General features: G+C 46.8%; 18 protein-coding genes and 1 other RNA gene. 15 read left to right on the forward strand and 4 right to left on the reverse strand.

Annotated elements, in window-relative coordinates; all coding sequences use genetic code 11:
- Positions 1-117: 117 nt before the first annotated feature.
- The 4 genes from ACG3M1_RS11505 to ACG3M1_RS11520 all read right to left on the reverse strand — a co-directional run bounded on the left by ACG3M1_RS11505 (position 118) and on the right by ACG3M1_RS11520 (position 7,049).
- A complete protein-coding gene (locus ACG3M1_RS11505) occupies positions 118-3,681 on the reverse strand; it encodes a transglycosylase domain-containing protein (RefSeq protein ID WP_022300707.1) in 3,564 nt (1,187 codons plus the stop codon).
- Entirely contained in the window at positions 3,650-4,240 is a 591-nt protein-coding gene (gene recU, locus ACG3M1_RS11510; protein ID WP_074748109.1) for a Holliday junction resolvase RecU, read from the reverse strand. The genes ACG3M1_RS11505 and recU overlap by 32 nt, the downstream gene beginning before the upstream one ends.
- Positions 4,241-4,398: 158 nt before the next feature.
- Complete coding sequence (locus ACG3M1_RS11515; protein ID WP_395815450.1) at positions 4,399-6,693, reverse strand: transglycosylase domain-containing protein; 2,295 nt, start codon at positions 6,691-6,693, stop codon at positions 4,399-4,401.
- The gene (locus ACG3M1_RS11520) at positions 6,669-7,049 is read right to left on the reverse strand and encodes a hypothetical protein (protein WP_395814177.1); all 381 of its coding nucleotides are present in this window, start codon (positions 7,047-7,049) and stop codon (positions 6,669-6,671) included. The genes ACG3M1_RS11515 and ACG3M1_RS11520 overlap by 25 nt, the downstream gene beginning before the upstream one ends.
- Positions 7,050-7,361: 312 nt before the next feature.
- Between ACG3M1_RS11520 and ACG3M1_RS11525 the strand changes: the two genes are divergently transcribed.
- The 15 genes from ACG3M1_RS11525 to ACG3M1_RS11595 all read left to right on the forward strand — a co-directional run bounded on the left by ACG3M1_RS11525 (position 7,362) and on the right by ACG3M1_RS11595 (position 24,069).
- The gene (locus ACG3M1_RS11525; RefSeq protein WP_008817359.1) at positions 7,362-7,685 is read left to right on the forward strand and encodes a DivIVA domain-containing protein; all 324 of its coding nucleotides are present in this window, start codon (positions 7,362-7,364) and stop codon (positions 7,683-7,685) included.
- Between the two features lie 7 nt (positions 7,686-7,692).
- An RNA gene (gene rnpB, locus ACG3M1_RS11530) (RNase P RNA component class B) lies at positions 7,693-8,035 on the forward strand.
- 315 nt (positions 8,036-8,350) lie between these two features.
- Positions 8,351-9,295 (forward strand): helix-turn-helix domain-containing protein, encoded by a 945-nt coding sequence (locus ACG3M1_RS11535; RefSeq protein ID WP_008817358.1) that lies wholly within the window; start codon positions 8,351-8,353, stop codon positions 9,293-9,295.
- Positions 9,279-9,869: a CDP-diacylglycerol--glycerol-3-phosphate 3-phosphatidyltransferase gene (gene pgsA / locus ACG3M1_RS11540; RefSeq protein WP_009589082.1), complete on the forward strand. Its 591-nt coding sequence runs from the start codon at positions 9,279-9,281 to the stop codon at positions 9,867-9,869. Before ACG3M1_RS11535 ends, pgsA begins: the two co-directional genes overlap by 17 nt.
- A gap of 2 nt (positions 9,870-9,871) precedes the next feature.
- Entirely contained in the window at positions 9,872-10,333 is a 462-nt protein-coding gene (locus ACG3M1_RS11545) for a CinA family protein (protein ID WP_009269180.1), read from the forward strand.
- Between the two features lie 33 nt (positions 10,334-10,366).
- Entirely contained in the window at positions 10,367-11,419 is a 1,053-nt protein-coding gene (gene recA / locus ACG3M1_RS11550) for a recombinase RecA (protein ID WP_008817355.1), read from the forward strand.
- A gap of 152 nt (positions 11,420-11,571) precedes the next feature.
- Positions 11,572-13,125 carry a ribonuclease Y gene (rny, locus tag ACG3M1_RS11555; RefSeq protein ID WP_002608887.1) on the forward strand — a complete coding sequence of 518 codons (1,554 nt, stop codon included), beginning with the start codon at positions 11,572-11,574 and terminating at the stop codon, positions 13,123-13,125.
- Position 13,126: 1 nt separating this feature from the next.
- Entirely contained in the window at positions 13,127-13,912 is a 786-nt protein-coding gene (locus ACG3M1_RS11560) for a TIGR00282 family metallophosphoesterase (RefSeq protein WP_002608888.1), read from the forward strand.
- A gap of 149 nt (positions 13,913-14,061) precedes the next feature.
- Complete coding sequence (locus ACG3M1_RS11565; protein WP_002608889.1) at positions 14,062-14,235, forward strand: 4Fe-4S binding protein; 174 nt, start codon at positions 14,062-14,064, stop codon at positions 14,233-14,235.
- A 73-nt stretch (positions 14,236-14,308) separates the two neighbouring features.
- Positions 14,309-15,745: a tRNA (N6-isopentenyl adenosine(37)-C2)-methylthiotransferase MiaB gene (gene miaB, locus ACG3M1_RS11570; protein ID WP_008817353.1), complete on the forward strand. Its 1,437-nt coding sequence runs from the start codon at positions 14,309-14,311 to the stop codon at positions 15,743-15,745.
- 201 nt (positions 15,746-15,946) lie between these two features.
- The gene (locus ACG3M1_RS11575; protein ID WP_008817352.1) at positions 15,947-17,605 is read left to right on the forward strand and encodes a ribonuclease J; all 1,659 of its coding nucleotides are present in this window, start codon (positions 15,947-15,949) and stop codon (positions 17,603-17,605) included.
- Positions 17,606-17,635: 30 nt separating this feature from the next.
- Complete coding sequence (locus ACG3M1_RS11580) at positions 17,636-19,996, forward strand: DNA translocase FtsK (protein ID WP_074748744.1); 2,361 nt, start codon at positions 17,636-17,638, stop codon at positions 19,994-19,996.
- Between the two features lie 139 nt (positions 19,997-20,135).
- Entirely contained in the window at positions 20,136-21,239 is a 1,104-nt protein-coding gene (locus tag ACG3M1_RS11585) for a BMP family ABC transporter substrate-binding protein (RefSeq protein WP_008817350.1), read from the forward strand.
- 213 nt (positions 21,240-21,452) lie between these two features.
- On the forward strand, positions 21,453-22,994 hold the full coding sequence (locus ACG3M1_RS11590; protein ID WP_009269178.1) for an ABC transporter ATP-binding protein: 1,542 nt from the start codon (positions 21,453-21,455) through the stop codon (positions 22,992-22,994).
- Positions 22,972-24,069: an ABC transporter permease gene (locus ACG3M1_RS11595; RefSeq protein WP_009269177.1), complete on the forward strand. Its 1,098-nt coding sequence runs from the start codon at positions 22,972-22,974 to the stop codon at positions 24,067-24,069. The genes ACG3M1_RS11590 and ACG3M1_RS11595 overlap by 23 nt, the downstream gene beginning before the upstream one ends.
- Positions 24,070-24,071: the final 2 nt, after the last annotated feature.

Genomic DNA, 24,071 nt, shown 5'->3' on the forward strand with positions numbered 1-24,071 from the left:
ATTAAACGCTGTGTGTCCCAGACAAGCATGGTGTACGCGTTATGCATTTCTGTTTGAAAGCAGAAAGAAAAGGATGATTCCACATGAGAATCACCCTTTTTTAAACATTATCTGCATTTATTGTGCAGGCTTTAAAACCTCTGTCAGGGCAGCGTTTACTTTAGCTGTCTGTTCATCGATCTGTGCCTGTGTGGCATTTGCATCCCCATATACTGTTTTTGCGACATTTAATATACTTTCAAATTGTAGAATACTTTCTACCGTATAGGAGTTGCGGTTGATGGCGTTTCCTTTGTTGATTGCTTCATTTAATGCATCACGACTGATTACCGGCTTCTGTACCAGCGTGTTGATGGCATTGTTCACGGCAGAGGTTTGTGCATCAATTTGTGCCTGTGTGGATTTTTTATTGTCATAGACTGATTTTGCGCTGTTTACAGCAGCGTTTAATGCATGGATGCTCTCTGGTGTATACAGAGAGGTATTGATGCCTGCCGCCTTGGTAAGGGCAGCATTCAGACTGCTCTTATTTGCGCTGGATACCAGACCGTTCAAGGCTGCCTGCAAATCTGCCTTCGCCTTATCAATATCCTCCTGTGGAGCCATATCATCCTTTAGAATTTTTTCCGCAGCTGCAATTGCCGCCTGCAGCTTGCTGTAGGTTTCCGCCGTATAATCAGAAGATTTCATACCCTTGGCAGAGCTTACTGCAGATTTCAATGCCTTATTGTTTGTTTTGGAATTAGCGATTGTTAATGGATTGTTCTGCTTGGCAGTTGCCAGCCATTCGGACTTGATCATACCGCCGCCATAGCTGCTGATGCCGCCCGGACTGGATATCATATGCTCATTTCCGGTTGCGATGCTGTCCAGCATATATTTGTTGATCCAGCCCGGAATATTGGCATTCAGTATTTCTTCGCTGATATATGTAGGCTTGCCCTCAATACCGCTGTCAAAGCCGCTCCACGTAGCGATGGTGTATTCGCTTGTGTAATTGATCATCCATTCATCCTTCATAGGGCCGCCATACTTCCAGGCATCATCCGCCCAGTCACTCGTTCCGGTCTTTCCATATACCGGATAGGCACCAAAGCCTAAACGGCTCATTAAATTCCAACCACTGTCTTTCCCGAAAATTGCACGGTAAAGCAGATCGCTGGTCATGTAGGCAGCCTGCGGAGATAGCGGCTGATGTGTTTGAACCTTTGCCTTGATGGTTTTATCTTCGTTTTTGTATACGATTTTCCGTACCATATGCGCCTCATTGTAGGTGCCGCCATTTGCTAGTGTCGCATAAGCCGCTGCCATTTCGGTAGGGGAGGCCATCATACCGGAAGCCCCTATGGAATACTGAATATCCATGTTCTTTGCGACATCCGGATCAAAGCCCATTTTCTTGGCATAGCTGATCATTTCATCATAGCCAACGCGATTTAACAGGGCATCAAAGGTTTGTACAGCAGGGGTGTTCAAAGACTGTGCAATCGCACGCTCCATGGATACCTTGCCATTGTATGAACCGTTTGCATTGATAACATTCCAGTTACCGAAGCTGATTGCCTTGTCTACAAATACACGGGAGGTACAGTAACCAATCTTATCAAAGGATGGAGCGTAATCAAAGATCGGTTTGATACTGGAACCAGGCTGATGCGGCTCACGGAAACGGAAATGCACCTGACCGTCTGCGGATTTGATGTCGGTTCTGCCTGCACTCACAGCGATAACTTCACCGTTTTTGTTATTCAGAACAGTAAAGCCGATTTGATAATACTTGTTATCGGTTAAGCCGACGACCTTTCCGCTGGATGCCTTGTTCGCGGCCTTTTGTGCATTGATGTCCAGTGCTGTGTATACCTTCATTGGCGTGGTAGCCGGATCAACCCCGTATTTATCGATGATTTCATCCGCCGCCGCACGCACGTAGTCCTTATAAGGGTCCAGTTCAGCAGCATCCGGCTCTCCGGCAACCTGAAACGCCAGCTTTGTTGCTTTTGCCAGCTTGTATTCTGTCTCTGTTATGTAGCCGTGATTCAGCATCTGATACAGTGTTTCATCCCGCCGCTTCATTGCCTGCTGATAGTAATTGTCACCATCGATGATGCCGTTGTAGGGATTGTTGCTGTTTGGCGCATTGATAACGCCGGCGAGGAAAGCACTTTCCGACAGGTTCAGATCCTCTACATTTTTGCCAAAGTAATATTGTGCACCTTTTTGGATTCCACGGGTATGCTGCCCGAAGTTGATCTGATTCAGGTATCTTGTCATGATGTCTTCCTTGCTCAATTCGTCATCCAGACACATGCTCAGATAAATTTCCTGAATTTTGCGTTCGATTTTTTCCTTGGTGCTGAAATATTTTCCTTCCTTCTGCATCTTGTCTTCCACAGGCTTCATGATGAAATTGTCGACCGTCTGCATGGTCAGCGTAGAGCCTCCCTGTGAAAGGTCACCGGATTTCATATTGTTGAATGCGCTGGAGATAAAACGGGGAAGGTCAAATCCGTTATGAGAATAAAAACGGGAATCCTCAATAGCCAGAAAAGCATCAATTGTTGATTGCGGAACCTGTTCATAGGTGATGTTTTCGCGGCTTTCTTCTCCCAGCTCTCCGATGATTGTCTTTCCGTCACTTGCATAGAATACAGACGGCTCGTCACTTTTCATCTTTTCTACCATTCCATCAGGATCAGCCTTATGTGCGATGTGGTAAAGCAGATAAGCACCTGTCCCGCTGCCAAGTAAGGCGATTGTCAGAAAAGCAATGATAATGCCGTTGACGATTTTACGCCCTCTGCTTAGCTTGCCTTTGTTTTTCTCAGGCTTCTTTTTACGATTGGCAGAGTCTGCTTCCTCAGCATCCTCACTGACAAGCATTTCCTCATTCAGTATGTCCGTGTTGACAGCTTCTGCCGAAACAGGCTCCTGCACAGCTTGCTCTGATAAAGGTTCGTCCTCAGAAGCGACGTCTTCTTCCAGGCTTGCTTCTGGAGTGTCCTCTGCAGGGATAGCTTCTTCATTCAATATATCCGTTTCGACAGCTGCTGCCGAAACAGGCTCCTGCACAGCTTGCTCTGATAAAGGTTCATCTTCAGAAGCGACGTCTTCTTCCAGGCTTGCTTCTGGAGAGTCTTCTGCAGGGAAAGCTTTTCCATTCAGTATGTCTGTGTCGACAGCTTCTGCTGAAACAGGCTCCTGCACAGCTTGCTCTGAAAAAGTCTCATCCTCAGAAGAGGCGTTTTCTAGGCTTGCTTTTGGAGAGTTTTCTGCAGGGATAGCCTCCTCAGAAACGGCTGTATCTGCAGAAGCATTCTCTGCGGTGTTGAAATCAGACGGCATTCCTTCTGCACCAGCTTCTGTCTTTGCAGCTGCTGTATCGGATACTTCTGTTGTGGCTGACGTTTTTTCTTCATCAGTATCATTTTCCGTCGCTTCAGCTTTCGTATCAGCGTCAACTGGGGCTTTTTCTGTATCCTGTGCAGGTTCAGTCTCCAATGCTGTCTCAACCGGTACTGCTTCCTTTTCCTGTGAAGCTGACGTATCAGCTTCCGTGGAGCCTTCCATTTTCACAGAAGCCTGTGAATCCATGTCATCTGTTGTTTCTAAGGTGTCCTTTGCTTCTGGTTGCTGCGGTGATGCATTCACATCAACCGTTTCCTCGTTTGGATTTTGTTCCATATGATTTTTCCTCCTTGAAGTACAGGGCATCGACGTTATCAAGATAACATAATCTCGGTGTCAGACCCATACGGATAAGGGAACCTACTTCCTTCACTTTCATGTAAGATATCGATTTGCGTTCTCCCTCATAGTACATGTCAATCAGTATTGCGGCATCGATCAGATAGGTTTCTTCGAAGCAGGTGAAACGGATAATGAAAAATCCGATTCCTCCATGCTGTATCACCTTTTTTAAATGCTCAATCTGATGTGGATGAATGCTTTTGAAGGGGAACGAGGTCTTCTGCCTTGTTTCCTTTGCTTCAAAATCGATAGCTCTTCCACGATAGATACCGTTGTAATCTGTTGTACTTGGTGTTTTATAATAGGCTTCCGTAATTTTGGCGGCACTGCGCTCAGGGTAATCAACCTTGACAACCTGTATCGGTGTCGGCTTCTTATGTATCAATGCACGATCGCAGCTGCAGTAATATGCATTGGAATCATTCAAATCATTCTCCAACGACATCCCTCTTCCCATGTGGTTATCCTGGGCTTTAACGGCTGGTGTCGGCATCACTTTTCTATTTGGATATCCTATCACATTTATCACCTTTTTCTATTATATACAAATTTCCTTCTTATTTCTACTTTTGCGGGCAATGTTGTTGGAAAAATTTACTTTTATAAAGGTAAAGAATAAAAGACAGGATCATAAATCGATCCTGTCCTGCTTTATGGTGCCGGTGTTTGATTATTCTGGTTGTTCTGGGTGTTGTCCGAAGGAGGTGTTGTACCGTTGCCGTTGTTTGCGTCGCCACCGGTATCCGGCGGTGGTGTGGTTTGCACAGGGGAGCTGATACAATTCTGCACAGCTGTATTGATGGCAGCGGTCGCCGCATCAATCTGTTCCTGCGTACTGTCCTTATTCGCAAGCACACTGTTACCGCTGCTGATTGCACTTTGCAAAGCCGCAACCTTATCGCTTTGATATTTGGTGGTATCCACATAGCCCTGCGCACTGTTCAGGGCCGAGCTCAGTGCCGAGGTATCCGTCTTCGGTGTTTCCTCTTTCTTTACAAGTCCCTGCATGGCGGCTTCCAATGCACTTCGTGCCGCATCGATTTCCTCCTGTGTTGCCGCAGAGTTCGCCATCACTTTTCGTGCCGCATCCAGAGCTTCCTTCAGCTTGGCATAGCTTTCCGCCGTATAATCATCTGCATTCATGCCTGCAGCACTGGATATTGCCGCTTCCAGCTTGCTGTTGGTGACATTCGCATTTTGTTCTGTCATCGGGTTGTTCTTTGCTGCCGAAGAGAGCCATTCGGTCTTGATCAGACCGCCGCCATAGGAGCTGATGCCATCCGGCTGTTGAATACGAACAGCGTTGGAGCTGATGGTATCCAGCATGGATTTGTTGATCCAGCCGGGGATATTTGCGTTAATCATATCCATTGTGAAATATGCGCCTTCCTTTGCTGCATCAAAGCCTGACCAGGTCGCGATTGTGTATTCGCTTGTATAATTTATCATCCATTCATCCTTCATTGCGAGAACGGGAATACCGTATGCCACACCCAAGTCGGCCCAGTCACTGGTACCTGTCTTACCATAGACAGGATAGGCGCCGAAGCCAAGGGAACCCATCAGGTTTTCACCCTTTGTTTTGCCGTTTACTGCCTTGTACAGCAGATCACTCATCATATAAGCTGCCTGCTCGGACATGACGCGCGTTTTCTTCGGCTTGTTGTCGAAGGTTCTGGATTCATCCTTATATTCCACCTTTGTGACCATGTGCGGTTCAATATAATAGCCGCCATTAGCCAGGGCTGCATAGGCAGCTGCCATTTGCGTCGTGGAGCCCTTCATTTCCGCACCACCGATGGAATACTGAAGACTGAAGGCATCGGCAACCGAATCACTGAAGCCTAAATTCTTTAGATACTGAATCATTGCATCCTGCCCTTCACTCTCCAGAAGAGCCTGCAGGGATTGCACGGCAATCGTATTCAGGGACTTGGATACAGCACGCTCCAGGCTGACCTTTCCATAGAAATTGCCATCGGAGTTCTGTACAGACCATCCGGTAATATTCAGCGGCTTATCCTCCATGACACGGGAGGTAGCCCATCCCAGCTTATCAAAGGTTGGCGCATAATCCAGCAGCGGCTTGATGGTGGAGCCAACACTCTTCGGCTCTGTATAGCGATTCAAATAGGTCTTGGATTCCACATCGCCGCGGCCTCCGGAAACGGCGACGATTTCGCCGGTCTGATTGTTTAAAACAGTGAATCCGATTTGGAAATTGCTGTCCGAGAAGAATTCGACAGACCTACCGCTGGATAATTCATTGGCATGATCCTGTGCATGGATATCCAGGGATGTATAGATTTTCATGGGAACAAGTGCAGGATCCTCTCCGGTAAGCGCCTGTACTTCCTTCGCAGCTTCATATACATAGTCGTAATATTTATCAGAGCCGGCAGATGATTTTTTCTTCTCTCCGGTCAGCTGGAATGCCAGCTTTGTGCTTTTTGCCAGCTTGTATTCGGTTTCCGTAATATAGCCGTGCTTCAGCATCAGATTCAGTGTTTCATCTCTACGCTCACTCGCATACTGATAGAAGTTATCACCGGTGCTCTTGTCGTAGCCACGGTAGGGATTATAGCTGTTTGGTGCGTTGATGACACCGGCCAGAAAGGCACTTTCCGTCAGATTTAATTCCTCAACATTCTTACCAAAATAATATTCAGCACCCTTTTGAATACCGCGGGCACTGTCACCGAAATTGATTTCATTCAGATACTTCGTAATGATTTCTTCCTTGGACAGGTCCTTTTCCAGACTCATACTCATGTAGATTTCCTGTACCTTACGTTCTACTTTTTCCAACGCGGAATATGTCTTGCCCTCTTTTTCGGCCTTTTCCTCTTCCGGCTTCATGATGAAGTTGTCGATGGTCTGCATGGTCAGTGTGGAACCGCCCTGTGCAAAGCTTCCGGACTTTACATTGAATAAAGCACTGGAAATGAAGCGGGGAAGGTCGAATCCGTTATGGGAAAAGTAACGGAATCCTCGATTGCCAGAAAGGCATCGATCGTAGACTGGGGAATTTGCTTGTAGGTGACATTTTCCCGGCTGACACCGCCCCATTCATAAATTTTCGTACCGTCTGCCGCATAAAATGTCGATGGCTCCCGATTGACGATTTTATCCGCCATATCATCCGTATCCACAGAGCCGACAATCGTGCTCAGCATGAAGAATACGGAAACCCCTCCGACCAGTACCAGTGCCAGGAAAACGATGACAATGCTGCGGAATATCCTTCCACCGCCCTGGCCTGACTTCCTGCGGACTGCCTTTGGCTGTTGCTTTTTATCCATATGATGTTTCCTCCTTGTCGTATCGAATGCACACGATCAGTGTGTCAGATATTTAAAGTTATGATTGTGTCATTTACACATCCTATATCATAATCTACTATAAACAATTTTACAAACGATTTCCACCGCTTTAAGAAAATCGTTTGAATTTTCACATAGAAATCACATCGTCCCACGCTTCCACAGTGTGCCTGCGGCAACCTTATAATAATACACGTGTATGTCGAAACGTAGGAAAGTGTGCGTTTGTGTAATTTTCACTTGCTTTTTTCTGGAAATTCTGAGAAACTATGTAAGTGGAAGGTGAAATTCATGGAAAAAAGATTCAAGCTAAAAGTGGAAGATGTATTGAATAAACAGTTTAATATAGATTTCAAGGGATATTCATCCGTAGAAGTGGATGAGTTTCTGGATCTTGTCATCAATGATTATCAGGAATACGATGCCATGATTGAGAATCTGGGGGAGCGTCTGCAGGAATATGAAAAGCAGATTGCTGCCATGAAGGCGAAAATCATCGAGCTGGAAGGGAAACAGGGAGCTGTTCAGGAGGAAAGCGCTGCTGCAAATGGCAATGTGGATATTCTGAAGCGTCTGACCCGGCTGGAAAACGCGGTATTTGCCAGTAAAAAATAAACTGCTTCTTCTGCGGCAGTCGCTGGCCGTAAGGTCAGAGGAAAGTCCATGCTCGCACATTCTGTGATGGATGTAGTGTTTGTGCTGGATGAAACGATAAATCCAGGCAGCGTAAGCTGACGGCTGGAGAAGGCCTGTGGTGAAAGCTATGGCGGACTCCTTTAAAAGTGCCACAGAGACGAGCTTTTCGGGAAACCGGAAAGATGGAACGGGTAAACCCCGCAAGCGAGAAACCCAAATTTGGTAGGGGAATCTGATCACGGCGAAACGAAGCCAGTGATCGGAACGTGGAAACACGTAGATAAATGACTGCCACTTTCGCAAGAGAGTACAGAACATGGCTTATGCAGTGGAAGCAAGCAGCGAAGGCGCGTCCTTCGCTTTTTCATTTCTCTGAGTATTCGTATGCAGGAAAAATGTCTTTTACAGGCCTGCATAAACAAGCAAAGCGCATGCTGGATAAAGCGTACGATGATGAGATATTTCCATGTATCCTTTTTTCGTGATTCCGGTATGAAAATGAGAGATTTATGGGATAAAAAAGTGAAAGACGAATTTTGTGAACGTTTCATTTACATTAAAGAATTTGGCTGATATAATAATAGAGATTATGAAAACTGTTCATACTGATATGTGACAGATTGATATATATAAAGAGGTGCTCTATGGAAGAAATCGGTAGACTGTTAAAAGAGAAAAGATTAGAGCTGGGCCTGACCATCGAAGAGGTGAGTGATCAGACACGCCTGACTCAGAAACATATAAAAGCGCTGGAGGAAGGAAACATCAGCTTTTTTCATGATGATCTGTCTTATCTGCGCTTCTTTGTAAAGTCCTATTGTGATGTGCTCGGACTGGATTTTGAGGATATCAAGGATGAACTGCGGAAGGATGTCAATGACTATACCATGACCTTTACGACTTCGGCACAGATCAACCATGAGGAAATTGAAAAGAATATTGCAAAGTCGGAAAAGCTGAGCAAGGTTTCCACAGCGAATGTAAAAACGAGGCAGAAGCGACGGTTTCGCAAGCCGGATATGTCTCTGGTATCCCTGATTGCCATTGTGGCAGTCGTGGCAATCGTAATCATGTTTGCGTTTGTCGTATTTCTGAAATCGGATGCCGGTAAGGGGAAAACAGCGAATAATGCGCAGCCAACTGCACCGGAGCAGACGGAAAACGGTACGAATAAGTATCCGAGCAGCGACGAAAAGAAAGAGGAAGAGGGACAGCAGAAGGAAGAGGAAAAGGAAATCAGTATATCCAAAACCGATGCGACCCATTACACCATTGAAAATCTGAAGGACGGGGAGGATCTGAAGTTTGAAGTAACCTTTGCAGGAAGCTCCTCCGGATTCAGCGCCAGTGTTGACGGCAAGGTGCTGGATGAGCCAAAGGCACAGGTATACGAATACAAATCCTCTGCAAAAGGAACAGTGAAGGCGAAAAAGGGCATGAAGCTGGAGCTTTATGTCGGCTATATGTATAATACACAGTTAAAGATCAATGACAAGAATGTAAAGCTGGATGATTCCATTGTGAATTCCAGCGGTGCCATCACACTGGAGTTTACGATTGCGGGTGACAGTGATGAATCTTCCAAATAAGCTGTCGATGTTTCGCATCGTACTGGTTCCGGTTATCGCCTGTATCTATCTGTTTACAGATTTGCCGGAGGCCTTTGGTGCTGATGTGAGCGGTGAGCATATTGCTGTCAGCATGACGGCACTGCTTGTACTGATTCTGTTTGCAATCGCGAGCTTTACCGATTACTTGGATGGACATATCGCAAGAAAGCACAATCTGATTACCTCCTTCGGGAAATTTATCGATCCGATTGCGGATAAGCTGCTGGTGAATACGATGTTCATCCTGTTTGCAGTGGACGGTGTGGTACCTGCGGTATTTGTGCTGATTATGATATGGCGGGATATGATTGTGGATGGACTGCGTATGAATGCCAGTGCCAAGGGCAAGGTGGTTGCTGCCGGTATGATGGGCAAGGCGAAAACGGTGCTGCAGATGTTCGCCATCATCTTTCTGCTGTTGAACAACCTGCCGTTTGCGTTTGTATCCCTTCCTGTCGCTGATATTCTGTTTTATGCGGCAGTGGCGGTGTCGGTGGCAAGCGGAGCGGAGTATTTCCTGAAGCTGAAGGATATCGTCATGGAGACAATGTAAATATGAAGGCATTGATCGAACGCCTGAAAAAGGACAGGCTGACCATTGGCAGCTGTGAGAGTCTGACTGCCGGTCTGTTCGCAAGTACAATAGCAGAAGTCAGTGGTGCTTCTGCTGTTTTAAAAGGTGGTATTGTCACCTATTGGACCGAATGCAAGGTCAATGTTGTGCATGTGCGTGAAGAAATTGTAAAGAAATACGGGGTTGTCAGTGCACCCTGCGCAAAAGAGATGGCGGAAAAGGCAAGACTGCTGCTGGATGTCGATCTGTGTGTATCCTTTAGCGGTAATGCAGGGCCGGACACCATGGAGGGGAAGCCGGCAGGTCTGGTTTATTGTGCGATTGCAGACCGGCACCGCTGTGAGGTTTATGAATTTCATCTGACGATGGAGCGCAATGCATTGAGAAAAAAACTCGTTGAGGAAATGGGAAAGCAGGTCATCCGTTTTCTGGATGCATGCTGATTCCGTAAATATAATTGGAAAAAGGAGAAATGAATGGAAAAAGAGAAAAAGTCCCAGGATAAGGACACAAAGAAAAAGAATCTGCTGGATGATACATTAAAGCAGATTGAAAAACAGTTTGGAAAAGGCTCCATTATGAAGCTTGGAGATCGTGCTTCTGTGGAAATCGATGCTATATCCTCCGGGTCCATCAAGGTGGATGAGGCATTGGGAATCGGTGGATATCCGAAGGGGCGAATCGTGGAAATCTACGGTCCGGAGTCCAGTGGTAAGACAACGCTGGCTCTGCATGCCATTGCGGAGGTACAGAAAAAGGGCGGACGCGCAGCCTTTATCGATGCGGAAAATGCCATTGATCCCACCTACGCCAAGAATCTTGGTGTCAATATCGATGATTTGATTCTTTCCCAGCCGGACAGCGGAGAGCAGGCGCTGGATATTACAGAAATGCTGATCAAGAGCGGTGCAATCGATCTGGTTGTTGTCGATTCCGTTGCGGCACTGGTGCCGCAGGCTGAGCTGGACGGTGAGATGGGGGATGCAAATGTCGGCTTGCAGGCCCGTATGATGTCCAAGGCCATGCGGAAGCTGAGCGGTATTATGAACCGCAGTGAATGTACGGCTATCTTTATCAACCAGCTGCGAGAAAAGGTCGGCATCATGTTTGGAAATCCGGAAACGACGCCGGGGGGAAGAGCGCTGAAATTCTACTCCTCTGTACGTCTGGATATCCGACGCAGTGAGGCCATCAAGAACGGTACGGATATCATCGGTAACAAGGTGAACGTCAAGGTTGTAAAGAATAAGGTTGCACCTCCGTTTAAGGTTGCACAGATTGAAATTATGTATGGTGAGGGAATCTCGTATGTGGCAGAGCTGCTGGATCTTTGTGTGGATCATGATATCGTTATGAAAAGCGGAGCATGGTTCTCCTATAACGGCGAGAAAATCGGACAGGGCAAGGAAGCTGCCAAGACCTTTATCAAGAGCAACCCTGCACTGATGGAGGAGCTCGGCGCAAAGCTGCGAGAGAAAACCGCACCAAAGAAAGCTGAAGTAAGTGAGGAGAAAAAGGAGGAAGCATAGGCTTCTTCTTTTTCTGTAAATATGGAAACACTTACATAAATTCACGCATTTTTGTGAAAAGTGCGCTTTTTTGTTGAGAAAAATGTGAAAATTATGTACAATATAATACAGAGAGAAAACTCTCTGAGAAAGACGAATGGAGGAATTGTGGTATGGATAATCCACTTATCATCTTTTTGTCTGTGTTGACAGGTCTTGCCATTGGTGTGGTAATCATGGTGATTATCTCCAAGGCGGGTTTAAATAAAGATCAGCAAAAGGCATCCATGCTGTTGAAGGAAGCGGAAACAAAAGCCGATTCCATGGTAAAACAGGCAGTGCTGGATGGTCGTACACAAGCTCATGAATTAAAGATTGCGGCTGAGAAGGAAATTAAGGAACGCAAGCAGGAAGTGACCGATATGGAAAACAAACTGCTGCGCAGAGAAGACAACCTGAATTTCCGTGATGAAACGTTGACCAGCAAAGAAAAGCAGATCGATGTGAAGAGTGCGCAGTTAGCTGACAAAATGGCAATGCTAGATAAAAAAGATAAAGAATTACAGGAAAAAATTGATGTGCAGGTAGAGGAGCTGGAGCGTGTTGCTTCCCTGACAACTGCCGAAGCAAGAGAAGAACTGATGGCCATCACAGAAAAGCGTATGGAAAAAGAAACGATGGCATATATTAAAGAAAAGGAAGAGGAAGCGAAGTCCATTGCGGACGAAAAGGCACGCAATATCGTCGCCCTCAGTATTCAGCGGATTTCCTCTGATGAGGCGGTGGATCGCACCGTATCCGTCGTATCACTGCCAAGTGAGGAAATGAAGGGAAGAATCATCGGTCGTGAAGGTAGAAATATCAAGGCGATTGAACAGGCAACCGGTGTTGATCTGATCATTGATGATACTCCGGAAACAATTACCGTTTCCTGCTTTGACCCGATTCGAAGAGAGGTCGCAAGACTGGCTCTGGAGCATCTGATCAAGGACGGACGTATTCAGCCTGGACGCATTGAAGAGGTGGTACACAAAATCAAGAAGGAAATGGATACCAATATCATGAAGACCGGTGAGGATACCGTCTTCAAGCTTGGCATCGGCAGAATCGATCGAGAAATCATTCGTCTGATCGGACGTTTGAAGTATCGTTTCTCTTATGGACAAAATGCACTGCAGCACAGTATGGAGGTTGCCCACCTTACCGGTATGATGGCAGCAGAGCTGGGCTTGAACCAGCAGCTGGCAAAGCGTGCAGGTCTTCTGCATGATATCGGAAAGGCACTGGACTTTGAAGTCGAGGGCAGTCATATCGAGCTGGGCTACAAGTTCTGTAAGAAGCATGGGGAGCGTGAGGTTGTCTTGAATGCCATCCAGTCACACCATGGGGAAGTGGAACCGCAGTTCTTGATTTCCAATCTGGTTATCGCAGCGGATACGATTTCCGCAGCCCGTCCGGGTGCGCGCTATGAAGCCCTGCAGAATTACATCAACCGTCTGGAGGAGCTTGAGAAAATCACGAAGTCCTTCGATGGGGTAGACAGCGCCTATGCTATTCAGGCAGGACGCGAGGTTCGCGTAATGGCGGTGCCGGAGAAGATGGATGATCTGGGATGCCATAAGCTGGCCCGTGATATCAAGGATAAGATTGAAGCTGAGCTTACATACCCCGGACAGATCAAGGTGACGGTCATTCGTGAAACCAGAGCCTGCGAACTGGCGAAGTAGCATGAATATTCTGTTTCTTGGAGATATTGTCGGCTCCGTTGGAAGAGAGTGTGTGCGGGAGCAGCTGCCGCGGCTGAAGGAGCAGTATGAAATCGATTTGGTCGTTGCCAATGCTGAAAATTCGGCACATGGTAAGGGCATTACCAGAAAGATTTATCATCAGCTGCTTGCCATGGGCATTGATGTATGCACCATGGGAAATCATACCTTCTCTAAAAATGATATTTATCAGTTTATTGAGGAGGCAGACCGCATGGTTCGCCCAGCCAATATGGAGCCGCTGGAATATGGGCAGCATACCGTTGTTGTAAAGGTCAACGGCATGCGCGTTGCCATCACCAATCTTTGCGGTGAGGTCTGGATGAATAACGTTGTGGATTCTCCGTTCTTCTGCATGGAGGATATCCTGAATGATATTGATGCGGATATTTATCTGGTTGATCTGCATGCGGAAACAACCAGCGAGAAGATTGCCTTTACCTATCAGTTTGCCGGACGTGTGCAGGCGGTTGTGGGCACCCACACGCATGTTCAGACGGCAGACGAGCGTCTGGTATACGGAACAGCGGCCATCACCGATCTGGGGATGTGCGGTGCCTATACCAGTGTGCTGGGGCGGGATGTACAGGAAATACTGACACGCTTTACAACGAATGAGAAAACGAAGTTTAAAATAGCGGATGGTCCGGGAATTCTGTGTGGTGCCGTGGTTCGTATTGATGAGACCGCAAGAAAGGCAATACACATAGAACGTATCCAGATTCGTCCCGAACAAGCAGAATGCTAAAGCCGTGTAATTCACGGCTTTTTCTTTACCTGCGGTGTGTGATTCAACTGTGAAGGATGTAGAAAAATTCACATCTTTTTCATAGTGAAAAGCTTGCACTGCGACGGGTATATGGTATAATAGAGGAGGTTGTAAAGGAGGAATAAACAATGGCAGTTAAAGTAGATGTAGATACTTGCATCGGTTGTGGTGCATGTGTAGGTGTTTGCCCGGTTGGTGCTCTGAGCATGAACGATGATGGTAAATCCGTATGTGATGAAGGAACTTGTATTGACTGTGGATCATGCGTAAGCGCTTGTCCAGTTTCTGCAATCTCTCAGTAAACCAAGCCAATCAGCTTGGTTTTTTTAAGTAAGTCCGCCATCATGGATGGCTTATATAGATAGGAGTTTGATTATGAAAAAACAACCGGGATGGGCACTTCCCAATCTGAAGGATGCCCAGGTAAGAACAACCAAGGAAGCCGTCATTGAGAAATCGCTGTTTCAGATACCGGAGCAGATTCGATTGCTGGGACAGGGAAAGAAATATTATCTGCGTACGTATGGCTGTCAGGCGAATGAACGGGACAGTGAAACACTGGCGGGCATTCTGGAGGAGATGAATTTCACTGCGGTGGAGCATCCCGAGGATGCGGATCTGATTCTGATGAATACATGCGCTATCCGAAAAAATGCGGAGGATAAGGTACTGGGGGAAATCGGCTCCCTGAAGCGCTTGAAACGCAAGAAGCCGGACCTGCTGTTTGGACTGTGCGGATGCATGGCACAGGAGGAGGATGTTGTTGCCAAGCTGCTGGAAACGTATCGTCATGTGAATCTGATTTTCGGCACCCATAACATTCACCGTCTTCCGGAGCTGCTGTATGATGTCATGGTGAATGGAAATCGCAGTGTTGAGGTGCTTTCCAAAGAGGGGGATGTTATAGAAAATCTGCCGGTTCGCCGCTTTGGCAAGCATAAGGCATGGGTAAACATCATGTACGGTTGCGATAAGTTCTGTACATACTGCATTGTGCCATATACCCGGGGGAAGGAACGCTCCCGTATGATGGAGGATATTCTGGAGGAGGTACGCATTCTGAAAGCAGAGGGCTTCAAGGAAATCACGCTGCTTGGCCAGAATGTCAATTCCTATGGAAAGGATTTGCATATGGAAGGCGGTTTCGCAGGACTGCTGGAGGAAACGGCAAAGATAGGAATCGAGCGCATCCGCTTCACGACGAGTCACCCGTGGGACTTTACGGATGAGATGATAGATGTGATTGCACGCTATGAAAACATCATGCCGTTTATTCATCTGCCGGTACAAAGCGGGGACAGCGATATCCTGAAAATCATGGGAAGACGCTATACCAGAGAACAGTATCTGACGTTATTCCACAAAATTAAGGAACGGATTCCACATTGTGCGATCTCTACCGATATCATCGTCGGCTTTCCAAATGAAACAGAGGAGCAGTTTCAAAACACGTTGTCTCTGGTGGACGAATGCCGGTTTGATAATGCCTTTACCTTTATCTATTCGCCGCGGGAGGGGACGCCTGCGGCATCCATGGCGGATAATGTTGAGCTAGCGGTTAAGCAGCGCCGTCTGCAGGAGCTGAATGAGCGCTGGAACCTGTATGCGCGTGAAAAGAACGAGGAATATCTGGGAAGTGTTGTCAAGGTACTGGTGGATGGTGCAAGCAAGAAGAATCCGGAAGTGTTCAGCGGTTACACGGAAACCAATAAGCTGGTGAATTTCAGGCGGACGACTGCACAGAGCGGGGATATCGTTTCAGTGAAAATTACGGCCTGCAAAACATTTTCGCTGGATGGAGAACAGATATAAAAGTGAGAAATCACTTTTTTTCTTGTCAAAATATGATAAAATAGGTCGTATGGGCGTAATTTTCTTATGAGAAGGGCATATTTTTGTTTTTTTTCATGGAACTAATGGTATAATAGGAATAGTTTATCATGGGGTTCAATATTCCTTATTGCATAGAAATACGATCATCATAATAACAATAAAAACGGAGGTATTTAGATTATGGATCAAGTACGCATTTTTGCGCTTGGCGGACTTGACGAAAACGGCAAGAACATGTACGTTGTCGAAGTCAATGAAGCCATATTTATTATTGAAGCCGGATTGAAGTATCCGGAATCGGATCAGCTGGGAGTGGAATTCATCATACCGGATTTCTCCTATCTGATTCAAAACAAGGACAGGATCAAAGGGATTTTTATCACGCATGCGCATGATGATGTCGTAGCGGCTCTGCCGTATCTGCTGAAGCAGATCAATGTTCCGGTGTATACTGGAAATCTGACGGCAAACATCATTCACGATATGCTGAAAAAGGAAGGCATTAAGAACGTTAAGATTCACCGTATGAAACGTGCAAGCAAGCAGACGATTGGCGGAGTGAAGGTGCGCACCTTCCCAATGACGCATGCCTTTCCCGATAATTTCGGACTGGCTATCGCAACGGATCAGGGCTATATCGTTTACACCGGTGAGTTCATTATCGATTACGATATGCTGCAGCAGGAGTATTTGTGTGATCTGAATGAGCTGAGCGATATCGGAAAACGCGGTGTGCTCTGTCTGCTTTCGGAATCACAATCCGCAGACCGCATCGGTCATACGGCACCAAAGCATCGTATCACCAATCTGATTGAGCCGATTTTTGAAGCGAGTCACAGCCGTATCCTCATTTCATCGTACTCACAAAGTCTGTTTCGCATTATTGAGATTATCGAGCTGGCGAAGAAATATAACCGAAAAATATTCTTCCACGATAAAGGGATGCGCGAGCTGCTCCATCAGCTGGAGCTGGTGAAATACTACCATGTTCCAAGAGAGATGGAAGTAAAAGAAAAGGACTTTAAAGACGATATGGAGGATGTTGTAGTTCTGATTACGGGAAATGGAAAGAATCTGTTCCGTACCATGTCCAACATCGCCAATCATGAGGATAAGTTTGTAAGCTTCCGCAAGACGGATACAATCATTGTCGCATCACCGATTGTCAGTGGTACCGAGCTGGATGCGAACAGCATGGAAAATGAAATTTACAAGGAAGGCGGCAGAATTTTTACGCTGGATTCCAAGACGGTGCTGTCCATGCATCCAAGCAGTGAGGATTTGAAGATGATGCTGTATCTGTTCCAGCCGAAATATTATATTCCGGTCAAGGGTGAATACCGTCACCTGTTTGTGAATGCCAATCTGGCAAGCAAGATGGGCTACTCCCCGGACCGTATCCTGATTCTGGAAAACGGACAGGTTGCCCAGTTTGAGGAGAAAATTTTAAAGAGTGTCGCAGAGCATCTGGAGCTGGAGGATACCCTGATTGACGGTAAAGAAAACTGGGATGTCACCGGTGTGGTGTTGAAGGATCGTGAGGTGCTGTCCACGGATGGTGTCATGATTATCGGTGTCGGTGTCAGTCATAAGACAAAGGAAGTTATCAACGGACCGGATGTGCAGACGCGTGGTCTGATCTACCTGAAGGATGCGGATTACATCATCAAGGAGGTCGGCAATATCATGGAGAAATGCATTGAAACGGCAGTCAAGGAAAAACGCTATGACAATCTGACCGTGCGCGGAGAGGCCCGTGAGAAAATAAGCAAGTATCTTTCAAAGGAAACCGGTAAACGGCCGATGGTGCTGCCGGTGATTCTGGAAATCAATATATAGGACGATAAAAGAAGGGGATAGGAGGCGCTTATGGCAAAATCGAAAACAAGAAAATCGCAGAAACAGAAGCAGATGGTAGAAAATGAAGTCCTTGTCTACATTTATTCTCTTGTCCTGATTACCTTGTCGATTATCGGAGGTTTGCAGATTGGCTTTATCGGAGAACTGACGACGAGCATTATCAAATATGTGTTTGGAAATCTGTATGGGGTAATCTATGGTGTGATCATCGTGCTCTGTGTCATGATGATGCTGAAGAAATCCGTACGGGATGTCCCGATGAAATATCTGATCGGCATCGGCGTACTGCTGTGTGCCTGGATCATAGCAGCCAGCATTCCACAGAATGAAACGCTGAAGGGGATGGATATCCTGTCGCGTTATCTGCAGGATTCCATGCTGATCTTTCGAGGGGAAATTGCAGCCAAGGGAGGCCTGATCGGTGCCTTCCTGGTTTCTTTATGTACGTTTCTTTTTGATTATAAGGGAACGTGGATCATTGTCATAGCCCTTCTGATACTGGCACTGATCCTGCTGCTGAGCGGCTCCGGCTTTGCAAGGCTGAAGGCGGGCGCAGCCTCTCTGGCAGCACCGTTTGTCTCCATGCGTAAGAACCATGCGGCAAAGGGGGATGCCCGAAGGGAACGCAAGCAGCAGGCGAAAAAGGTGAAGAAAGAGCAGGAGGCGGAGCCGAAGGAAGCCAAAAGCATGTTCGGCAAGATCAATATTGATGAGCGTGTGCGCCCCGGACAGGTGTCGTTTCTGGATGTGGATGATGATTTTGATATTCAAAGTGACGGAAGAAGCACTGCATTTCTGGCGGATAAGGAGCATGCGCTGGAAGAGGAATCGGATGTGCTGGATAAGCAGGCGTTTAAGGAAGCGGAAAACAAGCGAATCATTGAGGATACCATCGGCGGTGAGGATACCTTTGTGTCCAGCTTCCAGGAGGACTGGAGCAAGTACAAGCTGCCACGTTTAACCCTGTTAAAGGACGCCGGTAAAAAAAGCCGTTCAACAGCGAATGTGAGTGCGGCAAATGACGCCGGACGGCAGCTGATTGAAATTCTGGATCAGTTTGGTGTCAAGGCTACCCTTGTGGCTACCCATATCGGACCTGCGGTCACAAAATTCGAAGTTAAGCCGGATCTCGGTGTCCGGGTCAATAAAATCAGCAACCTTCAATACGATATCAAAATGGCACTTGCTGCCAAGGATATTCGCATTGAGGCACCAATTCCCGGAAAATCGGCAGTCGGTATCGAAATTCCGAATGTAGAAAAAACAAGCGTCAGCATGAAGGAGCTGATGAAAAATATTCCGGATAAGCTTGCACAGAGTAAGATGCTGTTTGCCCTTGGTAAGGATCTGATGGGAAACTGTGTCTATGGAGAATTGAACCGCATGCCGCATTTACTGATTGCCGGTGCGACAGGGAGTGGAAAGTCGGTCTGTGTCAATTCCATCATCACCTCGATTTTGATGCGCGCCAGACCGGATGAGGTCAAGCTGCTGCTGGTCGACCCGAAGAAGGTGGAGTTCACACCGTATAAGGAGATACCGCATCTGCTGGGACCGGTGATAACGGATGGGGATGAGGCAAACCGCGCATTGAAGGTCATTGTCACAATGATGGACAACCGCTATGAGCTGTTCTCTATGGCCGGTGTACGGAATATCGCCGGCTATAATGCCTACATAGAAGCACATCCGGAAGAGGGGCTGAGTCCGCTTCCATGGGTTGTCGTCATTATCGACGAGCTGGCGGACCTGATGCTGGTAGCTGCCAAAGAGGTAGAAGCAAGCATTCAGCGTATCACCCAGCTGGCTCGTGCTGCGGGCATTCATCTCATCGTTGCGACACAGCGCCCGAGTGTGGATGTTATCACCGGGATCATCAAGGCGAATATTCCATCCCGTATCGCATTTGCGGTCAGCAGTGCAGTGGATTCCCGTACCATACTGGATCAGATGGGGGCGGAAAAGCTTTTGGGATACGGAGATATGCTGTATGTCCCAGTCGGTGAAACTGTGGCAACCCGTGTGCAGGGTGTGTTTGTCAGCGATGATGAGGTCTCGGATATCTGTGAATTTGTATCCCGTCAGGGAAAACCGAAATTCGACGACGCCTTTGTACGGCTGGAGCTGCTGGATGGCGGTGTAGGGCCGACGAGCAGTGAGACCGGTGACCCATTATATGATGAGGTAAAGGAATTTATTATCTCGACACGCAAGGCAAGTACATCCTTGATTCAGCGTAAATTCAGTATCGGCTATGCACGGGCTGCACGTTTGATCGATACGCTGGAGGATAATGGCATCATCGGGCCTGCAAGAGGCAGTAAGCCGCGCGAGGTGTATGCGAAGAGCGAGCAGGCAGAAGAAGAATGAGGACGGTTACATAATGTAACCGTTTTTATTTTTGCCGAAATCCAGCAAAAATGCGATTATTCCATTTACAAACGTAAGGAAAAACGCTAAAATAAATATGTAATGAAGAAGCTTCATACAATAAGGAGGAAATGCAAAAATGAAAAAGTTTCTATGCGTTGCCGCATCGTTGCTGATGGCAGCATCTCTGACTGCCTGCGGAAGCAAGGATGAAGGGAAGAAGGATGATGGGAAAGCATCTGAATCCAAGGCCGATGTTGTCATGATTACCGATGTGGGTACCATTGATGACAAATCATTCAACCAGGGTACATGGGAAGGTGTCAAAGCCTATGGTGAAGAAACCGGTAAAAAAGTTGAGTACATCAAACCGACAGAGAAATCAGACAATGCCTACAAGGAAGCTATCGATCAGGCTGTTAACAAATACAAAGCGAAGGTTATCGTAACGCCGGGCTACCTGTTTGAACCATCAATCTATGAAAAGCAGGATACATATCCGGATGTTAAATTCATTCTGATTGACGGTTATCCAAATGACGGCGCTCAGGAAAACGCAAAATTCAAAACTGCAAAGAATACCGTAGGTATCAAGTATTCTGAAAACGAAGCCGGCTATATGGCTGGTTATGCCATCGTTAAGGAAGGCAAGACAAAGCTTGGCTTCATGGGCGGAATCGCTGTTCCTGCAGTTGTAAACTTCGGTTACGGCTTCGTACAGGGAGCACAGGACGCTGCCAAGGAAATGAATGTCGAAATCGAAATGAAATACAAATATACCGGAACCTTCAATCCAAGTGCTGAAATTCAGTCTGAGGCAGCATCCTGGTATAAGAACGGAACACAGGTGATCTTCTCCTGCGGTGGTGGTATCGGAAACTCCGTTATGGCTGCTGCTGAAGCAAACAAGGGTCTTGTAATCGGTGTCGATGTTGACCAGTCCAACGAAAGCAGTACAGTTATCACTTCTGCTTACAAGCAGCTGGCTGTTTCTGTAACGAAGGAACTGAAAGCAATCGATGATGGAACCTTCCCGGGTGGAGAAAATATCGTTCTTGGTGCAAAAGACGACTCTGTAGGTCTGCCGATGAAGACCAGCAAGTTTGAAAAATTCACACAGAAGGAATATGATGCACTGTATGCTAAAATCAAAGAAGGCAAAATCACCATCAAGACAAATGAAGACTTCAAGGATCCTACACAGATCAAGGCTTCCAAGGTAAAACTGGATTATATCAAATAACATAATCATACGCAGGACAAGGCTGTCTACAATCGTAGGCAGCTTTTCTGATTTTTTTTCATCTTCCTGTTTGCGAACAGGTAGAAAAAAAGGTATAATAAAATAGGACAAAAGCTTGTAAAGGGTATAGTGAAATAATCGTATGCATAGATGCGGTATCAGTACAGATACTATTTTCACAATGCTCAACAGGCATATGATTGGAGTGAAACCATGGAATACATCATTGAAATGTGTAATATCACAAAGGAGTTTCCGGGCATTATTGCCAATGATGACATTACACTGCAGCTGAAAAAAGGAGAAATCCATGCTTTGCTGGGAGAAAACGGTGCCGGCAAATCCACCCTCATGAGCGTTCTGTTCGGTATGTATCAGCCGGAAAAGGGATGTATCAAAATGAATGGGGAGGTTGTCAGTATCAATAATCCCAATGACGCCAACCGTCTTGGCATCGGAATGGTGCATCAGCATTTTAAGCTGGTTCATAATTTCACAGTGCTGGAAAACATCATTCTGGGTGCAGAGGATGTAAAGAACGGACTGCTGACGATGGTCGAAGCAAGAAAAAAGGTTGTCGATCTGAGTGAGAAGTATCATTTGAATGTCGATGTGGATGCCATCACCAGTGAGATTACCGTCGGTATGCAGCAGCGTGTGGAAATATTGAAAATGCTGTACCGTGACAACGAAATTCTGATTTTTGATGAGCCTACGGCGGTGCTGACACCGCAGGAAATCGATGAGCTGATGGGGATCATGAAGGATCTGACAACGGAAGGTAAATCGATTCTGTTTATCACACATAAGCTGAATGAAATCAAGGCGGTCGCCGATCGCTGCAGTGTCCTGCGCAAGGGGAAATATATCGGAACCATTGACGTAAAGGATACAAGCAAGGAAGAAATGTCGGAGATGATGGTTGGCCGAAAGGTCAATTTCAACGTGGAGAAGCAGCCCGCACAGCCGAAGGATGTCATGCTGGATGTCCGGAATCTGAGTGTTGCCAAGAAGGGCCATCAGGACGTTGTAAAAAATGTGAGCTTTCAGGTACATGAGGGGGAAATTGTCTGTATTGCCGGAATTGACGGTAACGGACAATCGGAGCTGGTCTATGCCTTAAGCGGTCTGATGGATGTCAAGGAAGGCAGCATCCGTCTTGGGGAAAAGGATATCACAAAGACTAGTATCCGTAAGCGTAATCTGGAGGGGCTCGGGCACATTCCGGAGGACCGTCACCGCTATGGTCTGGTTCTGGATTATCCACTTTCCTTCAATATGGTGCTGAAGTCGTATTTTACGAAGAAATTCAGCAAGCACGGCTTTTTGAAATTTGCGGATATTACAAGGTATTCGGATCAGCTGATTGAAAAATACGATGTCCGCAGCGGACAGGGCAGCAGAACAACGGCCAGAAGCATGAGCGGCGGTAACCAGCAGAAGGCGATTATCGCCAGAGAAATTGAGAATGATCCAAAGCTCCTGCTGGCTGTCCAGCCAACCCGCGGTTTGGATGTCGGTGCGATTGAATACATACATTCCCAGCTGGTCAAGGAGCGGGACGAGGGACGTGCAATCCTTCTGATATCCCTGGAGCTGGATGAGGTTATGAATCTTGCGGATCGTATCCTTGTCATGTACGAGGGTGAGATCGTTGCAGAGCTGGATCCGAAATCGACGACGATTCAGGAGCTTGGTTTATATATGGCAGGATCAAAGAGAGGGGCAGAATATGAAAAAGCTATTACAGAGTGATGCATTCAAAAACTTCGGCTCTTCCGCTATCGCGATCCTGATTGGATTACTGATCGGAGCTGTTGTTATCTTTATTTCCAATTCCAGTGAGGCACTGGATGGTCTTCGCACCCTGCTTGCCGGTCCGGTTGAGGACGGTATGCTAGGAATCGGACGGGTGCTGTATTATGCGGTACCGATCATCATGACCGGTTTATCTGTCGGATTTGCATTTAAAACGGGATTGTTTAATATCGGAACACCGGGACAGTTCATCATAGGTGCCTTTGCGGCTGTCTACGTCGGTGTGAAGTGGACCTTCCTGCCAGGTAGTATTCACTGGCTGGTTGCAATTCTCGCCGCCTTTGCAGCAGGTGGTCTGTGGGCAGTCATACCGGGAGTCATGAAGGCCTATTTGAATGTGAACGAGGTTATTTCCTCAATCATGATGAACTATATCGGCATGTATCTGGTCAATTATTCCGTCAGTCTGGTACTGTTTGACGCACTGCGCAATCAGTCCCTGCCGGTCGCTACCACAGCGGTCATACCAAAAATGGGCTTTGATAAGATTTTTACCGGTTCGCCGGCAAACGGCGGCTTTGTTATCGCCATACTGTTCGTTATCCTGATATATATTATATTGAATAAGACAAGCTTCGGCTATGAAATGAAGGCCTGCGGCTTCAATAAGGATGCCAGCAAATATGCCGGAATCAATGAAAAGCGCAATATCATTCTTTCCATGGTCATTGCCGGCGCGCTTGCGGGTGTCGGCGGCGGGCTGCTGTATCTGAGCGGCTCCGGGAAATTCATCGAGGTTGTGGATGTGCTTCCTGCCGAGGGCTTCAACGGTATTCCGGTGGCGCTGCTGGGTCTTTCCAACCCGATCGGAGTTCTGTTTGCAGGATTGTTTATTGCCTATCTGAATGTCGGTGGAAATGCCATGCAGCAGTTTGGCTTCATACCGCAGATCGTTGATATCATCATTTCCTGCATCATCTACTGCTCTGCGCTCTCCCTGATGATTAAGGTGTGGCTGTCGAAGCGCAGGAAAACAAAAGAGCTGGGTACAGCGAAAAAGGAAGGTGAGTAAGC

The sequence above is a fragment of the Clostridium sp. 10cd* genome (assembly GCF_044336395.1).
In the GTDB taxonomy this organism is placed as follows: domain Bacteria; phylum Bacillota_I; class Bacilli_A; order Erysipelotrichales; family Erysipelotrichaceae; genus Clostridium_AQ; species Clostridium_AQ innocuum.